The organism is Ekhidna sp., from assembly GCF_039940915.1.
Classification (GTDB): domain Bacteria; phylum Bacteroidota; class Bacteroidia; order Cytophagales; family Cyclobacteriaceae; genus Ekhidna.
On the sequence record NZ_JBDVFO010000001.1, the window covers coordinates 403085 to 424656 of the forward strand.

General features: G+C 40.1%; 21 protein-coding genes. 8 read left to right on the forward strand and 13 right to left on the reverse strand.

Annotated elements, in window-relative coordinates; all coding sequences use genetic code 11:
- Positions 1-8 precede the first annotated feature (8 nt).
- Together pssA and ABJF57_RS01830 are read right to left on the reverse strand one after the other, a co-directional pair.
- Positions 9-665: a CDP-diacylglycerol--serine O-phosphatidyltransferase gene (gene pssA / locus ABJF57_RS01825; RefSeq protein ID WP_462231836.1), complete on the reverse strand. Its 657-nt coding sequence runs from the start codon at positions 663-665 to the stop codon at positions 9-11.
- Positions 666-749: 84 nt separating this feature from the next.
- Positions 750-1388 (reverse strand): MBL fold metallo-hydrolase, encoded by a 639-nt coding sequence (locus tag ABJF57_RS01830; RefSeq protein ID WP_462231834.1) that lies wholly within the window; start codon positions 1386-1388, stop codon positions 750-752.
- Between the two features lie 37 nt (positions 1389-1425).
- Between ABJF57_RS01830 and ABJF57_RS01835 the strand changes: the two genes are divergently transcribed.
- The 3 genes from ABJF57_RS01835 to ABJF57_RS01845 are packed head-to-tail and all read left to right on the forward strand — an operon-like array spanning position 1426 to position 6554.
- Complete coding sequence (locus tag ABJF57_RS01835) at positions 1426-2469, forward strand: NAD(P)/FAD-dependent oxidoreductase (RefSeq protein ID WP_462231832.1); 1044 nt, start codon at positions 1426-1428, stop codon at positions 2467-2469.
- Positions 2450-5656: a TolB family protein gene (locus tag ABJF57_RS01840; protein WP_462231830.1), complete on the forward strand. Its 3207-nt coding sequence runs from the start codon at positions 2450-2452 to the stop codon at positions 5654-5656. The genes ABJF57_RS01835 and ABJF57_RS01840 overlap by 20 nt, the downstream gene beginning before the upstream one ends.
- 22 nt (positions 5657-5678) lie before the next feature.
- Complete coding sequence (locus ABJF57_RS01845; protein WP_462231828.1) at positions 5679-6554, forward strand: YicC/YloC family endoribonuclease; 876 nt, start codon at positions 5679-5681, stop codon at positions 6552-6554.
- Between the two features lie 47 nt (positions 6555-6601).
- Here ABJF57_RS01845 and ABJF57_RS01850 read toward each other — a convergent pair whose 3' ends face one another.
- Entirely contained in the window at positions 6602-7120 is a 519-nt protein-coding gene (locus tag ABJF57_RS01850; RefSeq protein WP_462231826.1) for a DUF2911 domain-containing protein, read from the reverse strand.
- A gap of 232 nt (positions 7121-7352) precedes the next feature.
- On the opposite strand from ABJF57_RS01850, the gene ABJF57_RS01855 reads away from it, so the two are divergent.
- Genes ABJF57_RS01855 through ABJF57_RS01865 form a run of 3 tightly spaced genes read left to right on the forward strand, consistent with a single transcriptional unit; the run spans position 7353 to position 9342 of the window.
- Positions 7353-7916 (forward strand): hypothetical protein, encoded by a 564-nt coding sequence (locus ABJF57_RS01855; RefSeq protein WP_462231824.1) that lies wholly within the window; start codon positions 7353-7355, stop codon positions 7914-7916.
- Entirely contained in the window at positions 7913-8242 is a 330-nt protein-coding gene (locus tag ABJF57_RS01860) for a nucleotide pyrophosphohydrolase (RefSeq protein ID WP_462231822.1), read from the forward strand. The genes ABJF57_RS01855 and ABJF57_RS01860 overlap by 4 nt, the downstream gene beginning before the upstream one ends.
- Positions 8243-8250: 8 nt before the next feature.
- Positions 8251-9342 (forward strand): alpha/beta fold hydrolase, encoded by a 1092-nt coding sequence (locus ABJF57_RS01865; protein WP_462231820.1) that lies wholly within the window; start codon positions 8251-8253, stop codon positions 9340-9342.
- Between the two features lie 40 nt (positions 9343-9382).
- Here the strand turns inward: ABJF57_RS01865 and ABJF57_RS01870 are convergent, their stop codons facing one another.
- The 5 genes from ABJF57_RS01870 to ABJF57_RS01890 form a co-directional block, all read right to left on the reverse strand.
- Positions 9383-9595, reverse strand: a complete 213-nt coding sequence (locus tag ABJF57_RS01870) for a hypothetical protein (protein WP_462231818.1) — start codon at positions 9593-9595, stop codon at positions 9383-9385.
- On the reverse strand, positions 9592-10392 hold the full coding sequence (locus ABJF57_RS01875) for a hypothetical protein (RefSeq protein ID WP_462231815.1): 801 nt from the start codon (positions 10390-10392) through the stop codon (positions 9592-9594). Before ABJF57_RS01875 ends, ABJF57_RS01870 begins: the two co-directional genes overlap by 4 nt.
- On the reverse strand, positions 10373-11074 hold the full coding sequence (locus ABJF57_RS01880) for a 2-phosphosulfolactate phosphatase (protein WP_462231813.1): 702 nt from the start codon (positions 11072-11074) through the stop codon (positions 10373-10375). The genes ABJF57_RS01875 and ABJF57_RS01880 overlap by 20 nt, the downstream gene beginning before the upstream one ends.
- 84 nt (positions 11075-11158) lie before the next feature.
- The gene (gcvT, locus tag ABJF57_RS01885; RefSeq protein WP_462231811.1) at positions 11159-12241 is read right to left on the reverse strand and encodes a glycine cleavage system aminomethyltransferase GcvT; all 1083 of its coding nucleotides are present in this window, start codon (positions 12239-12241) and stop codon (positions 11159-11161) included.
- 5 nt (positions 12242-12246) lie between these two features.
- Positions 12247-13023 carry an exodeoxyribonuclease III gene (locus tag ABJF57_RS01890; protein ID WP_462231809.1) on the reverse strand — a complete coding sequence of 259 codons (777 nt, stop codon included), beginning with the start codon at positions 13021-13023 and terminating at the stop codon, positions 12247-12249.
- Between the two features lie 177 nt (positions 13024-13200).
- Here ABJF57_RS01890 and ABJF57_RS01895 point away from each other — a divergent pair, with 177 nt between their 5' ends.
- Positions 13201-13500 carry a hypothetical protein gene (locus ABJF57_RS01895; protein ID WP_462231805.1) on the forward strand — a complete coding sequence of 100 codons (300 nt, stop codon included), beginning with the start codon at positions 13201-13203 and terminating at the stop codon, positions 13498-13500.
- 143 nt (positions 13501-13643) lie between these two features.
- Here the strand turns inward: ABJF57_RS01895 and ABJF57_RS01900 are convergent, their stop codons facing one another.
- The 3 genes from ABJF57_RS01900 to ABJF57_RS01910 all read right to left on the reverse strand — a co-directional run bounded on the left by ABJF57_RS01900 (position 13644) and on the right by ABJF57_RS01910 (position 15550).
- Complete coding sequence (locus ABJF57_RS01900) at positions 13644-13976, reverse strand: tRNA-binding protein (protein ID WP_462231803.1); 333 nt, start codon at positions 13974-13976, stop codon at positions 13644-13646.
- Positions 13973-14608, reverse strand: a complete 636-nt coding sequence (locus ABJF57_RS01905) for a hypothetical protein (protein ID WP_462231801.1) — start codon at positions 14606-14608, stop codon at positions 13973-13975. Before ABJF57_RS01905 ends, ABJF57_RS01900 begins: the two co-directional genes overlap by 4 nt.
- A gap of 69 nt (positions 14609-14677) precedes the next feature.
- The gene (locus ABJF57_RS01910) at positions 14678-15550 is read right to left on the reverse strand and encodes a sigma-70 family RNA polymerase sigma factor (RefSeq protein ID WP_348280047.1); all 873 of its coding nucleotides are present in this window, start codon (positions 15548-15550) and stop codon (positions 14678-14680) included.
- 251 nt (positions 15551-15801) lie between these two features.
- Here ABJF57_RS01910 and ABJF57_RS01915 point away from each other — a divergent pair, with 251 nt between their 5' ends.
- On the forward strand, positions 15802-16164 hold the full coding sequence (locus ABJF57_RS01915; RefSeq protein WP_462231798.1) for a SnoaL-like domain-containing protein: 363 nt from the start codon (positions 15802-15804) through the stop codon (positions 16162-16164).
- Between the two features lie 150 nt (positions 16165-16314).
- Here ABJF57_RS01915 and ABJF57_RS01920 read toward each other — a convergent pair whose 3' ends face one another.
- Positions 16315-18942 carry an ABC transporter permease gene (locus ABJF57_RS01920; RefSeq protein ID WP_462231796.1) on the reverse strand — a complete coding sequence of 876 codons (2628 nt, stop codon included), beginning with the start codon at positions 18940-18942 and terminating at the stop codon, positions 16315-16317.
- Positions 18942-21572 carry an FtsX-like permease family protein gene (locus ABJF57_RS01925; RefSeq protein ID WP_462231794.1) on the reverse strand — a complete coding sequence of 877 codons (2631 nt, stop codon included), beginning with the start codon at positions 21570-21572 and terminating at the stop codon, positions 18942-18944. Before ABJF57_RS01925 ends, ABJF57_RS01920 begins: the two co-directional genes overlap by 1 nt.

Here is a 21572-nt window from a genome sequence, read left to right on the forward strand (position 1 = left end):
CAAAAATTCTATCCTTCTTTTTTCAACAAAAAAGAAACAATTGAAACTACGATATAAAACGGAATTAAGAATGGAATAAATGTCCATTGGAAGACAGCTATGAGAACAATTACCCCCACAATTAAGATCCAACGATCCTCATTTCCTTTCCAACTTGCAGAACTAAACTTTAATGCAATCAGTCTGAGCGGAGAAACCAATAAGATAGCGGAGAATACACAGATACTTATTAATGTGTATTCATAAAGCTCGAAAGGCACAAAAATAAGTGAGGTTAGCATGATTGCATTGGCTGGCGTGGGCACCCCTTTAAAACTGTCCGATTGCGACTCGTCAATGTTGAATTTTGCAAGCCTGATTGCAGAGAACACCGCAACTATAATTGCAATCCAAAAATAGTCTGAAGTCTCTTGCAACCATTGCAGCATAAAAAAAGCTGGCAATAAACCAAATGAGACCAGATCTGAAAGCGAATCAAGTTGCTTTCCAATTTCCGACTGCACTTTCAACATTCTTGCGGCAAAACCATCCAAAAAATCAAAAATACCAGCAGCCGCCACGAAGTAGAATGCTTCGGGCTTTTGATTTGTAATGGCATAATAAATACCTAAGCAACCAATGACTAGGTTTAAACACGTCAAAAAATTCGGAATGTATTTTTTCATGTGTATAGTTATCGTTTTTTTTGGTTCATGGAATTCGCAAGGTAAATATTCAGCTGCATCATTTTGACCTACAAAATGCTTACTTCATGCCTTAATAAAAGGATTATTCATCTTTTCATGTCCAATAGTAGTGGAAGGGCCATGACCAGGCAGTACTTCCACATCTTCGGGCAGTGTATACACCTTTTGCTGAATATTGTTCAAAAGATCTTCATGATTACCCCCAGGCAAATCTGTGCGCCCAATGCTCTCTCTAAAAAGAACATCCCCGCCTATTATGATTTTTTCTTCTTCAATATGAAAGATTAAATGCCCTGGAGAGTGACCTGGCACCTCAATCATTTTAAATACAATTTCATCAAGGACTAAATCTTCACCCTCCTTCAAGTACTCATCGACCTCCGCATGCCTATAGCCAGCCATTCCCCATTGTGGTGCATAGGCTGGTACAGACCTATATACTTCCTGCTCGTTTTGTGGAATTTTAAGAGGTACTTTGTATGCTACCTTGAGCAGTTCATTTCCAAGCACATGGTCAATGTGACAATGCGTATTGATGATAGCTATGACTTTCAGGTCATTCATATGAATGTATTCCTTTAGTTCTGCTACTTCATAATCTTCGTAACATCCAGGGTCAAAAATGAAGCAGTTGCCTTTTTCTGAGGATACGACATATGTATTCTCATAGAACGGATTGAATACGAAAGATTTTATCTTCATCTGATTAGTTTTATGGCTTTGAGATCACAAAAGTAAAGTGCGGAAGACAAAGGTAGATTATATCATTATTGGACAGGGGTTGGCCGGATCGTGGCTGGCGCGCGAAATGATTGAGCGTGATCTTACCATTGCCGTAATCAATAATGATAAATCTGAGACCTCATCGAAGAAAGCAGCTGGTATATACAACCCTATCACCGGACGGAAAATGATAAAAACCTGGCGCGCTGATCAGTTATTTCCTTCGCTGGAAAGAGACTATGCGTCGCTTGAAAAACTTACCAGCAGTAAATTTCTTCATCCACTACCAATTTATCGTCCATTCAAATCAATTGAAGATCAAAATGATTGGGAAGGCAAGTTTACTGATGCTTCATATGAATCCTTCGTTGAGGAAATGAAGGTTAAGTCTTTAGGACTAAAAAACATTCAAGATGATTTGGGGGGTATTATCATCAATCAGTCGGGGTACATCGATTTACCTGTGATGCTTCAGTCGGTGCAGAATTTTTTAATAAGTAAGGGAGTTTATCATAGTGAGGTGTTTGATCATAGAAGAATGACACTAGGACCCAACTCGGTTATTTATAAAGATTTTGAAGCTGAAAAAGTGATTTTCTGCGAAGGGTCAATGCCTGACAATCCATACTGGGAATTGCCATTTAAACCTGTGCGCGGAGAAATAATCGATATCGCATGTGATCTTGAGTCAACTTATATCATCAATCAAGGTGTATTTATGATCCCAAAAGAGGGTCGATTTACGGTGGGTTCTACTTATGATCACAACAACTTATCGTATGTTCCGCAAGCGTCAGGAATCAAGTCATTAGAGAATCGTTTAAAGAAATTATTTTTGGGTCAATACCGAATTATTGGACAAAGGGCAGGTGTCAGGCCAGCTACTCATGATAGAAAACCTTATATTGGATTGCATCATAAGTATAAAACATTAGGTATTTTTAACGGTTTTGGCACGAAAGGTGTTTCTTTAACGCCGTATTTCGCAAAACACTTTGTTGATGTTTTGCAAGGCAAAAGTGAGATAGAAGAAGAAGTAAATGTTCAAAGGGTTAATTAAATACATTGTTCCGTTCTTTATGGTTGCTGGTATGGCTTATGGCCAGCACTACACTACCCCTTTTGGTCAAAATAGAATCCAGTATAAAAATTTTGATTGGTACTACTACAGTACTACCAATTTTGATATCTACTACTACCCTGGAGGCCAAGAATATGCTTTGGAAGCCATCGACTTCCTTGAGGATGAATTTGTGGAACTTACCGATAAGCTCGGATATGCGCCATATAGCAAAACAAAGATTTTCATTTACAACTCTATTCACGACTTACAGCAAAGCAATGTCGGGATTGATGGAGCAGTTTATACCATTGGAGGACGCACAGAATTTGTAAAGCTCCAGTTGGAGGTGGCCTATCCTGGGCAAGCAAACAAGTTCAAAGAAGATTTAATTTATAAGCTAGCCAGCACCCTCATTAATGACATGATGTATGGTGGAAGTCTGGCAGAGATATTTCAAAATAGTTATCTCCTGAGTTTACCCAAGTGGTTTGTAGATGGAGCTGCCAGATACATCGCCTATGGTTGGTCTAGAGAAATGGATGACTACCTCCGGGACTACATGTCTCGAAAGAAAATCAAAAAATTGAAGAGAATAGATGGCAAATCTGCTTCTATGGTAGGGCAAAGTATCTGGAACTACATAGCAGTCAAATATGGAGAAGGGAATATTTCCAACATCCTTAATTTGACACGAATCATTCGTAAGGAAGAAAACAGCATCGCCAATACACTAGGAGTTTCTTTTAAGACCTTTCTTGACGAATGGCAGAATTATTACGTACTTCAGCGACTCGAAGTAGAAGAGAGCTACTCGTCTGTTGGGGAGGAGCGGCTACTGAAGGATATTAAGAACTCCAAAGAATTAATTACTAGTTCTGTTAGCTTCAATAATGATGCGGACAAAGTAGCATATGCACTTCTTAGAAATGGGAAATACCAAGTATTCGTTACCGATTTAGCAACTGGGCAGACCAGTAAAATCACCAGTGGTGGTTATCGAATCAATGGCCAGGATGTAGATGATCATTTACCGTTATTGAACTGGCAGGATAACTTCACCTTAGGGGTAGTGCTTTTCAAAAGAGGTTTTCTTTATTTAAATACCTACAATCTCGAAGACAATACCAAAGGTCAAAAGCCACTTAATCGATTTAGACAGATTGAAAGCTTTTCATTTAACGCCAATGGAAGACTCGCGGTAATTTCTGGAGATATTGACGGACAGAATGACATATTTCTAATCGCAATGAATAGAAATGCCCTACGCAGGATCACTAGGGATGTTTATGACGATCTTGATCCTGTTTTTGTACCAGGGACAGCCGCTATTCTCTTTAGTTCCAACAGAATAAGCGACTCAGTTAATGTCATCGATCCCCCTCTGGAAACAATAGACGATAATTTCAACCTATTTGTCTATGACTTGGACACCACTACTTCGGTATTTCATCGTGTAACAAATACTTTGGGTGAAGATCGAAAGCCTTATGCTAAGAACATAAACGAAATCTATTATTTAAGTGATCAGCAAGGAATAGCCAATTTATACCGATATAATTTCTTCGATTCTTTGACGACACAGATCACAAATTTTGACAAAAGCATCATAAGTTATGATCTACATTTTGATCCAGATCGGCTCACTTACACCATGCTGGGAGAAGGTGAAAAGCGATTATTTCTTGATACGCTTACTGATTTGAATACAAGCAAGTTTACAACCCAGACACCAAGAAAGCGAAGAAATAATGCCATGCGCATTGTCACTAGGGTTTTAAATAATTCGGAAAAGAAGCCAGAACCAATTGAAGAAAAAGATGTGATTGATACGGATGATTTTGCTTTTGAAGAGGAATCCGAGTTAGACAGCACAGAAGTTGATAATCCTGACTGGATAGATACCGACAATTATGTGTTTGAAGACGATTCCGAATCTTCTTTTCAGACAGAGTCATTTTTCAGTAAGTACCAGAGTTTCGAACAAGAAAATGAGCGTATTGGCCCTATTCCTTATAATCCTAGATTCACTTTCAACAATGTGATTACCTCCTTCTTGTGGGACCCCTACAGGGATTTCATGATGTTTATGGAGACTGAAATCAATGACGTGCTCGAAAATTATAAAATCAAGGGTGGCGCACTCATCAAAACTAATTTCAAACAAGGTGATTTGTTTGCGGAGTTTCAATACTTGAAATACTGGATGGATTTTAAAGCTCGACTTGACCGCAAGACCTATTTGCTGGAAAGTCAGGACAGGTTCTTTCGACATAAATACAAGCTCAACAGGTTTAAGTTAACTGCTGCACTCCCATTGACGCATACATTCAGAATTGAAGCATCTCCCTTTTTCACGGAGACTTCTTTTACCAACCTTAACTTCTTAAGTGTAACCGGGCAGGCTTCAGATCAGGCAAAAAATAGTCGTCAAAAATATGTGGGTGGAAGCGTTTCATTGATTTTTGACAACACCATTGAAAGGTCATTCAATCTTTATCAAGGCACTAGAGCTTTAATCGAATACACTACGCACTTCCATTCCGAAAACTCAAATTTAAATTTCAGCAACCTGAGAGTGGACCTGCGGCACTATCAAAAGATTCATAGAGAAATCACTTGGGCTAATCGCCTGCTTTATGGAAAGCAAATGGGTCCCGCCAGAAAGGATTACATGTTAGGAGGTATGGATAACTGGCTGTTTGCATCCTCAGATATTCAAGGCGAGCAGGATCCATTAGCCATTACCAATGAAAAAGACAATAGTGACATCCTTTTCAATGAGTTTGTCACCAATCTGAGGGGACTTGATTACAATGAAGCATATGGATCAGATGTTCTGGTCTTTAATAGTGAATTGCGCGTCCCCTTGTTTCTCTATCTCACTAATGGTCCCATAAAGTCTAATTTTCTCCGAAACTTCCAATTGACCAGTTTTTTTGATATTGGATCTGTTTGGACTGGCTCGCCTCCATTCAAGGATGGGCGCTCAATTACACGCACATTTGAAGGGAATCCATTCAGTGCTGAGATAGTGAAATTCCAAAACCCTTGGCTTGGAGGATTCGGCTTTGGTATGCGAACCGTTTTACTTGGATACTACATCAAGTTTGATGCAGCCAGGCCATATTTGGATGGAGAGGTGAAAGATTACAGGTTTTATTTTACCCTCGGCTTAGACTTTTAGCCCAAAGATTACCTTTGTACATATGCAGCAATCTATGACCGGCTTTGGACGTGATGAACGAACAAGTCAAAATCTGTTGATAAAGACAGAAATTAAAGCTTTAAATAGCAAATTTTTAGATTTTTCCCCACGCTATCCCAAAGAGCTCAACGCCAGAGAAGGTGAGATCAGAAGTATGATTACAGACCTCTTGAAGCGAGGTAAAGTAATGCTGAATATCGAGTTAGAATTCGCAGATGATAGTGCCCTAGAAGTGCACGTTGATGAAGTGAGATTCAAGGCTTTCTTCAATAAATTTCAAGAGCTAACAGAACAAGTAAATAGCCAAAGTGCTGATCTGATCAAATTGGCCCTTCAGGCACCCGATGTGATCAAGCAGCAAGAAATAGATCCTGAAAAATTACCATGGGAAGACATTAAGGCCAGCTTGCAGGCTGCTATTGATCACTGTATCGATTTTAGAAAAAATGAAGGCACTACACTCGCCAATAAGTTGGCAGAGTACATAACCAACATCCGCGGTGGTTTGCAAAGCGTGATAGCAAACGATGATAGCAGATCCGAGAATATAAGGTCTCGCATTCAAAAAAATCTGGATGAAATAAGAGATAAAGTTCAGGTGGATGAAAACAGATTCGAGCAAGAATTAATTTTCTACATGGAGCGACTGGATATCTCTGAAGAGAAAGTTCGATTGAAACAACACCTCGATTACTTTGATCAAGTCATCGGACAGGAGGAATGTGCCGGGAAAAAATTGGGTTTTATTTCTCAGGAAATCGGAAGAGAGATAAACACTATTGGCTCAAAGGCCAATCATGCTGAAATTCAGCGTACGGTAGTGATGATGAAGGATGAGCTGGAGAAAATAAAAGAACAGAATTTGAATATTCTATAAAAAAAGTCGTCTTAAGAATATCCAACCTTAAGACGACTTCTGTTAGATTATTTTACCGAAAATTCCACTTTTGTCTGATCCCAAGCAAAAGAAACATTTCCATTTTTTGACAACTCAAAAGTGAGCTGCTCCACAACCTCATCAACGCTTGATGGTTTTACTTTTACTCTCAATACATCGTCTGCTTCTTTGTACTCATAAGCACCCCAACCATCCCATTTTTTATTAAAAATGATGGTCCACTCATCTTCACCTGGTATGGTGAACAATCCATACTTTCCAGCTGCCAATTTTTTACCTTCAACCTTGACATCTTTGGATACCTCAATCCAGGTAGATTCATTCGCGCCAGTTCTCCATACTTTTCCGTACGCTTCCAGTCCGCCGAAGATATCCCTTCCTCTTTTAGAAGGTTGACTATAATCTACTGTGACCCTCGTTCCTCTAACGTCCTCCGTTACTTGTGCTGGAGGGCTTTTTCTCTTGCTTTTGTCCTTCTGCGCAGTAGCCGAGAAAACCAGCATGAGGCTTAAAGCTAAGAGGGAAACAACTTTCAATGACTTCATAATGTGTATTAGTTTTTATTGATTTTTCGGGATGAGACAATCTCATCCTTATTTGATTTTTGTTTTTCTATGCACGGAATTGCCATTTTTTTGTTCGACCTTCTTCCTGCGTTTTTAAAAAAAAACGTAAGATTGTCATAGTCAATACATCGATAAAAATGCTGAATCGGTGGAAGTGCATAAAGGGCATAACTTGGAATTTATTACCTTTTCATAAAAACCAACTTAAACCATGAGAAATCTAGCCTTATTATTTGTAACCTGTTTATTATGGTCCTGCGGTTCTGAGGTAAAGAAAGAGAATAGGAAATTAGTGGAAGCGATAGACTATAAGGTTAAGAACATTGACCATAATCATCGCATTAGCATTATTGAGGATGATTTTGTGCGTGCTGACTCGGCTTATAAGGTACGTGGATATTTCAATGAGGGTCGTTTAATGAAGCTTGTCGGCATCATCAAAACTTCACATTTTGAACGTGACGACTATTTCTACTTTGAAAACGAAAAACCCATATTTTCAGGGCATATGATAAATTTCATGGATGATAGGCTTGCAGAAGAATTCAAGTACTACTATCACAATGGAGGTATTGTTGAAAGCTTGTTTTGGAAAGACTATTATGAGCCAGGCAAGCGCTTTCCTCATGAAACTTTCAGGGAATTTGAGCCCAATATGGATAGCCTAATGCAGGAGGAAAGGGATCGCATGAGCTTTTTCCTATCACAGCTAGAAAAGGAAGGATTCGAACTGAAGCATATAAATGAGAACCTGGAAGCGAACAGCACTCGATGACCATTGAAGATGCTCAGCAATTAGTGGACGAGTGGATACGTACTAAGGGAGTACGCTACTTCAATGAACTCACCAACATGGCGATGCTTACGGAAGAGGTTGGTGAGCTTGCCAGAATTATTGCCAGAACATACGGCGAACAATCATTTAAAGAATCTGACAAAAATCGAGATCTGGGTGATGAGATGGCAGATGTACTGTGGGTGCTTATCTGTCTTGCCAACCAAACAGGTATAGATTTGACAGAGGCATTGAAGAAAAATCTGGATAAGAAAAACAGTCGTGATGCTACACGTCATCTTGAGAATGATAAATTGAAGAGGTAATCATCTCAATGAATCGCATATTAAAAATCTTTCTTCTCATTTTGCTGATTTTCAGTCTGGTGGTCTTCTTTACATTGAAGGTGATGAGTCCAGGCACCGCCAGACCTATTCAAGATGAAGCTGGCAATTTGTTTCCAAACAGCATTTCTGAAGTCAGGAAAATACCAATAGGGGGCGTAGATCAATATGTGATTATCAGAGGAGTTGATCGATCGAAGCCTGTTTTGCTTTTCCTACACGGTGGGCCTGGCTCTCCGGAATTCCCTATAATGACCGACGATGAACTAATTCTTGAGAAGAAATTTATCGTTGTTCACTGGGAGCAACGCGGTTCTGGAAAATCACTACACAAAAATATTTCTGATTCGAGTATGAATCTCGATCAACTTATATCAGACGCGCTTGAAGTGAGCAAGTATCTGCAACAAACATTTAAGCAGGACAAGATTTATTTGATGGGACATTCCTGGGGTTCTTTTCTGGGCATGTTGCTGATTGACAAACATCCTTCACCTTTTCACTCATATGTCGGGATTGGCCAGGTTGCTCATCAGTACCGAGCTGAAAAAATCTCATTGGATTGGATCAAAAATGAGGTCGAACAAATGAATGAAGTTAATGATCTTTCTGAACTGGCAGATTTAACTTTCCCTGATTCATTGGCGGATAGCCATACCTGGCTAGATTATCTTGGAGTTCAGCGCAACTATGTAAATAAATATGGAGGTGGACTCACTCGTCAACCAATAAATGTTTGGGTTGATATTGGGCAAACAATTTTGAACACCAAAGAATATACTATCACAGATAAAATCAATTTCTTAAGAGGTAACTATTACTCGATGAATCATTTGTGGGAAAGTGTTATTCAAACTAATCTCTTTTCAGCAATAGATAGTGTAGAAGTCCCGGTTCATATTATCCATGGGATTCATGATTATCAGACACCTCACATAGTAGCTTTAGAATTTTACCAGCAGCTAAAGGCTCCGAAAAAAACTTTTCATTCGTTCGCAAACTCAGCCCATTCGCCCTTCTTAGATGAACCTGAAATATTTAACGCGATAATCTTAGAAACTGTGCTTGAAAAAACGCCCTAGTAATCTAGAAATCAGGTGATGTTGGGATGCCGGTGAAAAGCTACTCCGCATCGTAGTATGCCTGAATCTTCTCTTTGTCTTCTTTCGGAATAGATGGGTCTGCTAAAAGCTGCCAAGCTCTTTGACGAGTGTTTATCTTGTATTTAAGCAGTACGTTATTCGCCCTTTCTCGCTTCCGCATACGGCGGGTCATAATGAAAATGCCAATCTGTATAAGAATAACTACGGCTATGAGAATGTAGATGGAGTTCATTTTTGAGTTATTTTTTCTAGTGTAACCAGACCAGAAGTTGCCACATTGCTTTCATTTAGCGTCTGATCAATCACTTGAAATTCAAGTTCAAATTGATTCTGACCTATAGCCGGTTTCCAGCCACTACTCAACATCATATAACTGACCTGATATGAAAATTTACTCAGTTTTTTGATCTTATATGGGTTGACTTCAATTGGTCGAAACACATCCACATTTGCAAAATCGATCAAACGCGCATTGAAATTCCCCAAATTGCAATCACTGGAATTGAATATTTCTTGAAAATTATAGTTCTCATTATTTACGTTTTTAAAGTCAATCAAAAGGTCATAATAACCTTTGATTCTCCTTATGAATAAAGTATCGTCCTTAATAATTTGATACTCATCACATGAAAATGGCGGCCTTTCTGGAATGGTGAAATCAACCCGACATCCGTCCGCTTCATAGTTAACATCAATATCTTGTAGCTTTCTGGATGTAATGGGAAGGTAGCAACTGGGTTGTTGGTCGCCTGAGATGGTTACCGGACGACCTAATTCATCTAGTATCAGTTCAAATTCATTTACCTCATTTAAGTCAGATCCAATATCCCCTTCTATATCCCATATAGTGAATGTTAGTAGTAAAGTGTCTAAAGAACTAGAGTCATGAAATTCTAAATCATCAAACTCTGCATAGGGAGATTGTTCGAAAGGATACCTCTTTTCTTCTTCAGAACAAGAAACAAACAAGGTTGATAAAAAGAATAATACGCATAACCCTTTCATATCTCTAAGATACGATTTCTCCATCTACCAGTTTTGGCACTACCTGATATTCGTTCTCCGTCATACAAAACTCCAGGTCTTCTTCTATACCAAACCCACTGAGTCGCTCTGCGTGACTAGACTGCTTGGCAATGCCAAACAGATTTTCATGATTTGCTATGTACAGTTGATGAGCAACCAGTGCTGAATCTCCGGCGGTCTCCATTTCTTCTGCGCATTCATCAATCAGTGCTCCCGCAAACAGCGTATCTTCCAGGTTCGGTGTGCCCTTCCATCCTGCGCAGTGTATCACCACATTTGCCTTTGATTGCAAGAGGTAGTTAGCTACACTTTCAATGTTTAGAAAAGCGCCTATAATAATTTCCTTGGCATTTTCAGACTTGATGATGGCCTGTGATCCGTTGGTTGTTGAAATGGCAATTTTCTTCCCTTTCACCGAATCTTTCTGGTATTCAAAGGGAGAATTCCCCATGTCGAATTCCGGCAATTTTATACCTCCACGTTCACCCGCCATTAGATAACCTGCCTTTCCCAATGCCTTGGCTTCATCAACTTCACCAACAGGCTTGATGGCCACAACACCATTTGCCAGTCCTGTCACGATGCAAGACGTAGCTCTGAAAATATCCACAACAACAACAATCTTTCCGTCCAGTTCGTGCTGATGGATGAGATCTGGTGTTAAGCAAACTTCAATGGTTCTCATTCTTCAAATGATTTTATAATGCATACTGATTAATCTCTCTCAGGAGGATGAAGATCCTTCACTGCGTTTAGGATGACACGCTGGTCATTTCAAAAATGGAGGTCTTACCACTTTTGCCTTCACCTGCTTATCTCGAATGATCACGTTGATTTCTGTGTCAGGCTTGCTATTTTCGATGGTTACATATCCCATACCAATGCCCATATTCAGTGACGGTGACATGGTTCCTGAAGTCACTTTTCCGATGATGTTCCCTTCAAGATCGGCCAGTTCGTAATCGTGACGGGGGATGCCTCTCTCTACCATTTCGAATCCTACCAATTTTCGTGTAACTCCAGCTTCTTTTTGAGCTTTTAGGCTTTCCGCATTTACAAAGGCCTTGGTAAACTTGGTCACCCAGCCCAGCCCTGCTTCCAATGGCGAAGTTTCATCAGTGATGTCATTTCCATATAAGCAAAAGCCTTTTTCTAATCTGAGTGTATCACGCGCTCCCAGGCCTATGGGTTTAATGCCAAATTCTGCTCCTGCTTCAAAGATCTGATTCCAAACATCTTCTGCGTCCTCCTTATTGATGTATAATTCAAATCCACCTGAACCGGTATAGCCGGTAGCAGAAATAATCATTTCGTACCCGGCAAGAAAGGCTGCCTTGAAATGATAAAACTTTACTTCGGAAAGGTTGACTTCTGTCAATTTCTGGAGTGTCTCAACTGCTTTAGGGCCCTGAACAGCAAGCAATACCAAGTCGTCAGAAACATCCTCCATTTCAACATCCCACTTATCCTGACTTTTGATCCAATTCCAGTCTTTTTCAATGTTAGATGCATTGACTACCAACATATATTTCTCTTCGGAGAAGCGATAGACAAGCAGGTCATCTACGATGCCTCCGTTATCATTCGGAAGGCAGGAATATTGGGCCTGTCCATTGATTATTTTTGAAGCATCATTGCTAGTCACCCACTGTATCAAATCCAATGCGTGTGGTCCTCTCAGCATAAACTCTCCCATGTGGGACACATCAAATACGCCCACGCCTTCGCGCACCGTCATGTGCTCTTCTTTATCGGAAGAATACCTAACGGGCATATTAAATCCAGCGAAAGGCATCATTTTGCCTCCTAATTTTTCATGCAGGTCATTCAAAGGGATTTGTTTCGTTTCCATACGAGTTAGTTATTTAGTTTTATTGCGACCGGACAGTGATCCGACCCCATGTATTCATTGTAAATGTGAGCTTCTGCCACTTGATCTATGAGCTTTTCACTCACCAGGAAGTAATCGATTCTCCAACCCACGTTTCGCTCACGTGCCCGATACTTGTAGTTCCACCAAGAGTATTTCACCTCCTCGGGGTATTTTGATCTAAAGGTATCAATGTAGCCTTCACTTAGCAAAGCGTCCAATCCATCGATTTCAGTCTGTGTGTATCCTGACTGTTTATTGTAGTTTTCCTTTGCTCTAGCAATATCGATTTCTGTGTGAGCCACATTCAAATCTCCGCAGATAATCACAGGCTTTTTCTCTTCAAGACTAATAATGTACTCTCTGAATGCATCGTCCCAAGTGCCTCTGTAATTCAACCGCTTCATTCCTTCACCTGAGTTAGGTGTATAGACAGTTACTACAAAAAAATCAGTGAACTCTGCCGCTATCACTCTACCCTCTTGATCGTGCTCTTCAATCCCCATATCGTAGAATACTTCCAATGGCTTCTCTTTTGAAAGAATGGCGGTTCCGGAGTAGCCTTTTCTGGCTTTCGATGAATTCACAGCCACATCGTATTCAGGCAGAAGCTGTAAAGCTGTTTTAACATCTTCCGGCTGACCCTTCGTCTCTTGTAGACAGATGACGTCTGGGTTCATTTCCTTTACGTCTTTGATGAAGTCTTTTTTGATCATGGCTCTGATCCCGTTTACGTTCCAGGAAACCAGGTGAAGTTGGGGCATTTTTGGCTTGATTTATGATTAAATTTGAATGATGTATCAACTCAAGGATAAGGCACAAAAAAAAGCAAAAGAATTGACTCCACCAGAACGGATTCAATGGCTTTTGGATTTTATAGAAATTCAAGCCAAAATTAATCCTAAACCGAAGACTAGTTCAGGTTTTAAATTGAAGAAGAAATGAATTTGTATGAAGAAACATGCAAAGTATTTATTCAACATGAGGTTCGCTTTGTTATAATTGGAGGGTTTGCTGTAAACTTTTGGGGCTATAACCGTTCAACCGGTGACTTGGATTTTTTAATTAATCCTGAACCACAAAATCTTGAGAAATTGTATTCTTCTCTGGATGAACTAGGTTTTCTAATGGATGATGAAGCTAGAAAGGCAATTGAAAAAGAAGAATTAATCCAATTTCAAACGCTCATCATGTCATTGAGCTATTATTCAAAATCAATATTGACAAGAAATTTGACCTAATCTATAAAGATGCCAAACATGCTGGATTTGGAGAGGTGAGTGTTCCATTCATAGATTTTGATGATTTAATTCTCGAAAAAAAAAAGCAAAAGGCAAAAGGACTTGAATGATGTTTATGAACTCAAGAAAGCTAACAACCTTCTTTAGCCAACTTTGCACCCGTTCATGGTCTCTCTTTGTGGCCGTAGCAGCACTACTTCTTCGTTTTCATTGTAGACCCCCAGCACTAGGCATTCACTCATAAACGGACCAATCTGCTTTGGAGGGAAGTTGACCACCGCAATGATCTGCTCACCTTTGAGGTACTTGTTTTTGTAGAGTTCAGTGATCTGAGCAGAGCTCTTTTTAATTCCAATTTCCGGCCCAAAATCAATGGTGAGAATATATGCAGGTTTCCTTGCCTCCGGGAATTCCTCCGCTTTAATGATTGTGCCAACACGCATATCTATTTTCTCAAAATCACTCCAATTAATCATCGTCTCTTATATAGTTTTTTAAGGTTCTTGTTCAATCTCTTAACGTGATGCTCATTCGTAACATCATCTACTCGCTCCTCCAGGGTCTCAATAAGTGCATCGAGATGTGAATTATTCAACACATCAATCAATCGCTCAGCATATTGACCCAATTGGTTTGATGGTGCTTTCATCAATTGCTCTTGAATAAGCGGTAACATATCTTCTTGGAAGCGATTATCCTGATACAAAGTGATCATGATTCTGTAGCCATGATCTCGCGTCACAACAGTGCCGGTATCCATCGCATCTATGATTTGAGGAAGTGCATCAAAGAGCTCTTCTTGCTTCAAATGTGCTATGTGTGCGAGGGCAATCATGCTTCCGAAAATCACACGATTGATTGAACTCTTCAATTCACCAACTAAAAAATCAGCTTGTGCATCAAGTAGCTTAGGTGCGAGTTCGCCTACGTAGGCTAAAGCCAGAATGGCATCTGCCTGCGCCCTTTGTTTAGGTCTGCTTTCAATAAAGGAAACCAATGCTTCAATCTGCTTTTGCCCTCCTGCATTCACAATTTGCTTTGCTACCAGTTTATTGGGCTCTTGATCGTTTCGATCGCTAGCATATGCAAGGTTGTCTTGAATGGGCATTCGTAAAATTTTAGGCAAAAAAAATCCTGACACCAAGGTCAGGATTAAATTTATGCTTTTCCCAAGTTATTAGCTCGCGCAGAATTCTTTTAGTCTTCTGTTTTTTCCAGGCTCTCTTAATTTTTGAAGCGCCTTTTCACGAATTTGCCTCACACGCTCACGGGTCAGCCCCATGGCGTCACCAATTTCTTCCAATGTGAATGGATTGTCACATCCTATTCCAAAGCTCATCATCACTACTTCTCTCTCACGAGCAGTGAGTGTAGATAGGGCTCTCATGGTTTCTACTTTCAAGGAATCATTAAAAACGAGATTGCCATCGGTAGGACCTGTGGTTACGTTTTCAAGTACATCGAGCAATGATCCACTTTCATCTTCACCGAAAGGAGCATCCATTGACATCTGCTTCACTTCAGCACCAAGTGTGTTTCTTACTTCGCTTGGCTTCATGTCCAGAATATCAGCAAGTTCTTCTTCTGTCGGCTCACGCTCAAACTGCTGCTCCAGCTCTGCGTATGCTCTTCTGATCTGATTAATCGCACCAGACTTGTTCATTGGCAGACGAACAATACGAGACTGCTCAGCCAACGCTTGCATAATGGACTGGCGAATCCACCATACGGCGTAAGAGATAAATTTAAATCCTTTTGTTTCGTCAAATTTCTTGGCTGCTTTGATCAACCCAAGGTTTCCCTCATTGATCAAGTCATTGAGTGGTAAACTTCTGTTCTGATACTGCTTGGCAACAGATACTACGAACCTGAGGTTTGCTTTCACGAGTTTTTCCAATGCCAGATCATCGCCCTCTTTGATTCGCTTCGCAAGCGTCACCTCCTCATCCGGGGTAATCATTGGAACATTACTTACCTCAGTAAAATATTTCTCCAGGGTGTGACTTTCTCTCCTGTTGGTAATAGACTGGGTAATCTTTAACTGTCGCATATTATCTTATTAAAAACTAATTTGTTATGGGTATAAAAAAGCAATCTGCAAAGATAGGCGTTTGATCGTTGCATTTGCAATAGACTGCCTTATAATATACGATTAATGAACCATAAATTGTACGTTCTGGTTTCAGATTTCTTCAATTCAGGTAAAAATTCGTCGAATTTTAACTATTTAATTGAAATAATGTCCATTTCCCTTCTACAAATTCGTATAACAATCAATCAAACCTTAAAAAGCAAAATATAATGAGCGCACTGGAAAACGAACAACAATTACAATCAATGATGGGGCAAGGGCAAATGATGGAAGCATTTGAGAAGTTTTATCATGAGGACGTAGTAATGATTGAGGGGGATGGAACGGTGCATGAAAGCAAAGCTGCGAATCGCAAAAGAGAAGAAGAATGGTTAGGTATGGTATCAGAAATGCATGGAGGAGGTATCGGTGCTATGTCTTCCAACGAAGAGACGGGTCACACCATGACGGAATCTTGGGTAGATGTTTCATTTAAGGATGGCAACCGGATGAAAATTGAAGAGGTTTCAGTGAAAAAATGGGAAGGCGATCAGATCGTTAACGAGCGATTTTATTATAACATGCCTGGATAAAAAATATCAATCAGGCGCTAGTATTCTGGAGCCTGATTGCTTCTGCTTTTGAAATAGGCAGCATCCCATCAAAATTGCTGCTAAATTATTCGTGTGAACTGCACTAAAGATTGAAGGAAGAAAAATATGGATTAAAATGGTTCCCTTCATCTATTCGTATCGAATGGCTTGTATGGGATTTGACTTGATTGTTTTATTGCTCACCATCAATATTACACCACAAGTAACAATCATTACAAACACAATGACTACTAGAAAAACAATCGGTGATATCGTCACACGATATTCAAAGTCTACGAGCCATTGAGTAGCCAGCCACCAGCACAATGGAACTGATATCATTGACGCAATTAGCAAGTATTTAACAAATTCCCTTGCGTGTTGATTTAGTAAACTCAGAAAGCTTGCTCCCAATATTTTGCGGATGGCGATCTCTTTTCTTTTGGCCATTACATTGTATGAAGACAATCCAATCATTCCAAGAATGGCAATGCAAAAGGAAATGATAGAAGCTCCTACAAAGACATTTCTGAAAACCGCTTCTTTCTCATACTCTCTCTGCACCATATCATCCATGAATTCCCATGTCATTACCTTATTGGTATCAAAAGAATTGTGAATGGATTCGATTTTCTCAAGTGTTGCAATCGTATTAAAGCCGCTGAGCTGAATCACAACATCATCAAGGCTGACGAATGGATTATTATAATGACCTATTACTACCGGACCGATAGATTTTCTTAGCGATCGGTAATGGAAATCGCTAACAACTCCAATGACTCTGGCATTTAGCACATCATCGCCCATCTCCTGAATGGTAATGAATTTGCCAATGGCGTCATTTCCGCCATACATTGCAGCGGCTGTTTCATTGAGTATTACGGAGATACTATCCTGACCTCTAATACCCGAAAAATCTTGCCCTGCGATCAATGAGAGTTCTAAAGTTGACAGGCCATCTTCATCCGTCCCATAATATTTCATAGCTGTTTTCTTATCTGGTTTGTCCATTTCATTCACCTCTACAGCAGTACCCGACCTGTATCCACTAATCATCCGAGTAAGACCAGTCACTTTTTGAACATCTGGTAGTTTAAGTAATTCATCTTTTATCTGGATATAGTTGTTTCGAACCGCGCCACTATTGATTTCAAAAACTAACAATTGGTCCGTATTGAAACCTAAAGATTTGTTACTCATGTAAGTATACTGTCGATTAACAATGATCAATCCTGCCAGTATCATCATCACAAACAAGTATTGGACAATGACCAAGCCTTTTCGAAGTGAATCATTGCCAGTAGCAGAAATTGTGATGTTCTTCAGCACATTCACTACTGCATATCTACTTAAGTGAAAGGCGGGATAGAATCCAGCAAATAGTGTCACCAAGACCACAGTAGCAATAAAATAAGGTATGGATTCCACTAAAAATGAGGCACTTAAGACTAGTTCAATTCCTGTTAACCTATTGAAATAGGGTAACAACAAATTTGTCAGAGCCATTCCTAACATGAAGGAAACAAAGACCATCAAAAAAGACTCTATCAAAAACTGAGTGGCTACCTGCTGGCTATGTGCACCCATCGCTTTTCTTACACCGACCTCTCTGGTTCGCTTTATATAGCGAGCAGTAGAGATGCTGATGTAGTTGAAGCATGCCATAAGCAAGATGATTGAACCCACGATTATCAAAAACTTCACTTTAGCATAGTCTCCTTTCACATACTCATTGATGCGTCCATCTATGCCATGAGAATTGAAATGAAGGTCAAGCAGTCCTAGCAAATAATGTCGATTGATATCCTCAGCGGCTAGGTGTTTTTCGAGCATAGTTGCCACCTTATCCTCAAAGTTTTCCTTGTCCTTCGCATCCTTCAAAACCACATAAGTAGCTACTGGATCCCCTTCCCATGCATAAAAATACTTTCTGAAATTTTCAGATACATTCTCGAGGAATACATCATAATCTTGCGATAGGATAAAGTCAAATTGAATATATGAATTGGCAGGAATGTCTTCCAACACTCCAGCTATTGTAAACCTGCCATAAAATTCCAGCTCTACTTCCTGGCCAATGGGATTCTCAAACTGGAAGTATTTTCTAGCTAAGGATTCTGTCAGAACAATGGATCTTTTTTGCCTCAGCACTTCGCTCGCGCTGCCATCTTTCAGTTGAAAATCAAAAATCTCAAAGAATTGAGAACCTGCGACTATCCCATCTTCCTCAAAGAAACGTTTGCCACCAGCTTCTGCCCAGGTAGATGCCGCAGCATGGATTGTCACTGCATTATCTACTATGTCAAGATCATTCCGCAATGCATTGGCTAGTTGCCATGACGTCCAGATTTCAGGATCAATACCATCCGCATTTCTGAATTCTTGAATAACCTGAAATGTCCTATCAGCTTTCGAATGAAATTGATCAAAGCTTAGCTCGTGCTTCACAAGTAGTACAATGGTTATGAAAACCGATAGCCCCAACGACAGTCCAAAAAGGTTAATTGCCGTAAACTGACGATCTTTAATCAATGCTCTCAGTCCCACCTTAAAGTAGTTCCTCACCAATCCAGATTTCGCCATTTGCGCATCTTTAATGTTTACCCACCTAAGTGATCGAAAGACATTCCAAAAGAGGAAAACATTGGCCATCCCCTTGGATTGTTTTGCCCTTGTATGGTAGAGTTCCAGAAGGTCTCCTTCGATCTCATCCAGGTATTCTTCCTTGCAAAACCATCGCAAGAATTTTAAGATCCACTTTGATGGATGAGGCTTCATTATTCGTATCTAATTGATTGGACAGGGTTGGCTTTTGCAATTTTGAAGATTCTCGTCAGCACGGTAGTGAAAGAGATTAGCAAAACGACAACAAAAGCAATTATGAATAAATCCGCACTTAGATTGATTCTGTAGGCAAAATCTGCCAGCCAATCACCAAACAACCACCAGGATACAGGTGCTGCTACCACCAGTGAGATGAGTAGTAGAATAATGTAATCCTTCAATATCAGTGTGGTGATGTTTTGAACATTCGCGCCCATCACCTTCCGAATGCCTATTTCTTTCGTCTTGCGCTCTACTGTGAAATTAATTAGGCCGAAGAGCCCAAACGCTGAAATAACAATTGAAACAATTGATGCAATAAGGATAATGGTACTTCTGCTTTCTTCTGCCTCATAAAACCGCTCCCATTGCTGATCAAGAAAGTGAATTTCAGCTGGCGTATCTGGATCAAATTGCGCATTTACTTCTTCAATATGTGCAATCGTTTCTTTGGGATTTTGATGGTATTTGATGGTGAAGTAGTCAATGGATCTTACATGATTATTCCAATGGGTGATTATTACAGGCCCAATGGGCTCGTACAGCGATTGGAAATGGAAATCTTCTACTATTCCTTTGATTCGCATTTTTACCGAATCTCCATCAGACATCACCCAAATACTCTCCCCAATTGGCTGCTCAAAGTTTAACGATGAAGCGGCCTTTTCATTAATCAACACATACAAACTGTCTGACTGATCTGCCCCAGTAAAATTCTCCCCATCTAATAGGCGGATGTTGTACGTATCTAACCAGTATTTGTCTATCGCATAGTGGCTAAATTCAGCAGGTTCATCCGTCAGGTTTTTACTAACACTTGCTACTGGAATGTCTTTCCACTCACCCGGAACCCTGGAGGATGTGGAAGCATTGGCTACATTGGGGCTCTTCTTAATCCCTTCTACAATATTCTTGAAGTTGCTTCTAGCAGTACCGGAATTGATATCCAAGACGATGAGGTTCTGATTTTTAAATCCAAGGTCTTTAGACTGAACATAATTGAGCTGTCTGAATATGACAATTGATCCGATGATCAGGAAAATTGATAGTGCATATTGCACACCTACCAGCCCTTTTCTCAGCAAATCTCCTCTTCCCGAAAATGCATTTTTCATAATCAGCAGTGAACGTTTAAGCTTGGAATAGTAAAGAGCTGGAAGCATGGCCGATACTATCCAAATCAGGAAAATTGTGATGAGGTGATATGGAATGAAATCCATGGAAAACAGCTGTGAGAAGCTGAAATCTTTATTGGCTATCTCAAGGAAAAACGGAAATAATATAGCTATCAGTAGGATTGAGATGATATATGCCAGAGCCACCGTTAAAAATGTTTCGAAAAAAAGTTGGCCGATCAGCTGTCGATTATTAGCGCCATTTATTTTTCGCATACTGGCCTCAAGAGTTCTCTTAAGTGCTTGAACAGAGGAAAGGTTTACATAATTAAGTGCAGCAATAAAGATCACCAGAAATCCCATCATCAAAATCATGGAAACAAATGATCGGTTGCTGTACGGAATAGCTAATAGTGGAGCAGGACCGCCATCTTCTATGTGCGTAGAGCCTAAATGCACCTCGCTCAGTGGATGCAAGTAGAAATCATAGTTCTCACGAGCCTCACCTTCGAGGTATTTGTCAATGAAGTCATCTTTAGATGCATATATGTCTTCAGGCTTGGCTCCTTCTGCCAGCAATACCCAAGTTTGCATAAATTGAGTATCCCAATCGCTGAGGAAGCCTTGCCAATTTTCAGGCATTTGCGTAGGCTCCATTACATATATTGATGTGAATTTATAGGTGGAGTTACGCGGCATGTCCTTCAAAACCGCCAGCACCTCCACGGTTTCAAATCTGGACTCATCAACCACTTCTCCAACAACATCGGTACGTCCAAATAAGCTCAAGGCCAATTCTTCTGTAATGACTATTCCGGTGGGGCCCTCAAACGCTTTTCGTGGGTCTCCATCCAAAATTTCAAAATCAAGAATATCAAACATCCCTTTAGTAAATATGGCCCAACTTCTATCGGCTAATCTTTTGTCGCCTTTCACCAGAACGTGTGATCCAAAATAGGTTGTCCAACCTACCTCATCCACTGCTGGAAAATCCGTTTTCAGCGCGTTTGCAAGCGGATTGGCTGTGGCCAGGTAATGATGCACACCATCCTCTTCGGTAATTTGCTGAACCACCCGATAGATTCGATCCTTTTTAGTGTGATATTGATCAATATTCTGCTCGTCATGGACAAACATGAGGATGAAGAAAAGAATCGATAAGCCTAGCGACAGTCCCAGTATATTCACCAGGTAGTGCAGTGTTTCTTTCCGAAATCTTCGGAAGTATATCTTAGCATAGTTTTGATATAAGTTCATAGTCCAATTATTTAGTTGAGTTTTTTTAAGATTTATCCACCTGAAAGCTCTGATTACATTCCATACAAAAAACAGCCTTGCTGACCTCAAAGAATCAGTGGATCGCAAATGAAAGAGCTCCATCATGTCTCCCTCTATCTCGTCCAGGTATTCCTCGCGGCAATACCATCTCAGAAATCTGAGCGCCCATTTTGGAGGTTCTAATTCACGCAT

Coding starts and splice junctions, on each gene's coding strand:
- pssA (WP_462231836.1), bottom strand. CDS start 665: ATGAAAAAATACATTCCGAATTTTTTGACGTGTTTAAACCTAGTCATT.
- ABJF57_RS01830 (WP_462231834.1), bottom strand. CDS start 1,388: ATGAAGATAAAATCTTTCGTATTCAATCCGTTCTATGAGAATACATAT.
- ABJF57_RS01840 (WP_462231830.1), top strand. CDS start 2,450: ATGTTCAAAGGGTTAATTAAATACATTGTTCCGTTCTTTATGGTTGCT.
- ABJF57_RS01845 (WP_462231828.1), top strand. CDS start 5,679: ATGCAGCAATCTATGACCGGCTTTGGACGTGATGAACGAACAAGTCAA.
- ABJF57_RS01850 (WP_462231826.1), bottom strand. CDS start 7,120: ATGAAGTCATTGAAAGTTGTTTCCCTCTTAGCTTTAAGCCTCATGCTG.
- ABJF57_RS01855 (WP_462231824.1), top strand. CDS start 7,353: ATGAGAAATCTAGCCTTATTATTTGTAACCTGTTTATTATGGTCCTGC.
- ABJF57_RS01860 (WP_462231822.1), top strand. CDS start 7,913: ATGACCATTGAAGATGCTCAGCAATTAGTGGACGAGTGGATACGTACT.
- ABJF57_RS01865 (WP_462231820.1), top strand. CDS start 8,251: ATGAATCGCATATTAAAAATCTTTCTTCTCATTTTGCTGATTTTCAGT.
- ABJF57_RS01870 (WP_462231818.1), bottom strand. CDS start 9,595: ATGAACTCCATCTACATTCTCATAGCCGTAGTTATTCTTATACAGATT.
- ABJF57_RS01875 (WP_462231815.1), bottom strand. CDS start 10,392: ATGGAGAAATCGTATCTTAGAGATATGAAAGGGTTATGCGTATTATTC.
- ABJF57_RS01880 (WP_462231813.1), bottom strand. CDS start 11,074: ATGAGAACCATTGAAGTTTGCTTAACACCAGATCTCATCCATCAGCAC.
- gcvT (WP_462231811.1), bottom strand. CDS start 12,241: ATGGAAACGAAACAAATCCCTTTGAATGACCTGCATGAAAAATTAGGA.
- ABJF57_RS01890 (WP_462231809.1), bottom strand. CDS start 13,023: ATGCCCCAACTTCACCTGGTTTCCTGGAACGTAAACGGGATCAGAGCC.
- ABJF57_RS01895 (WP_462231805.1), top strand. CDS start 13,201: ATGAATTTGTATGAAGAAACATGCAAAGTATTTATTCAACATGAGGTT.
- ABJF57_RS01900 (WP_462231803.1), bottom strand. CDS start 13,976: ATGATTAATTGGAGTGATTTTGAGAAAATAGATATGCGTGTTGGCACA.
- ABJF57_RS01905 (WP_462231801.1), bottom strand. CDS start 14,608: ATGCCCATTCAAGACAACCTTGCATATGCTAGCGATCGAAACGATCAA.
- ABJF57_RS01910 (WP_348280047.1), bottom strand. CDS start 15,550: ATGCGACAGTTAAAGATTACCCAGTCTATTACCAACAGGAGAGAAAGT.
- ABJF57_RS01915 (WP_462231798.1), top strand. CDS start 15,802: ATGAGCGCACTGGAAAACGAACAACAATTACAATCAATGATGGGGCAA.
- ABJF57_RS01920 (WP_462231796.1), bottom strand. CDS start 18,942: ATGAAGCCTCATCCATCAAAGTGGATCTTAAAATTCTTGCGATGGTTT.
- ABJF57_RS01925 (WP_462231794.1), bottom strand. CDS start 21,572: ATGCGTGAATTAGAACCTCCAAAATGGGCGCTCAGATTTCTGAGATGG.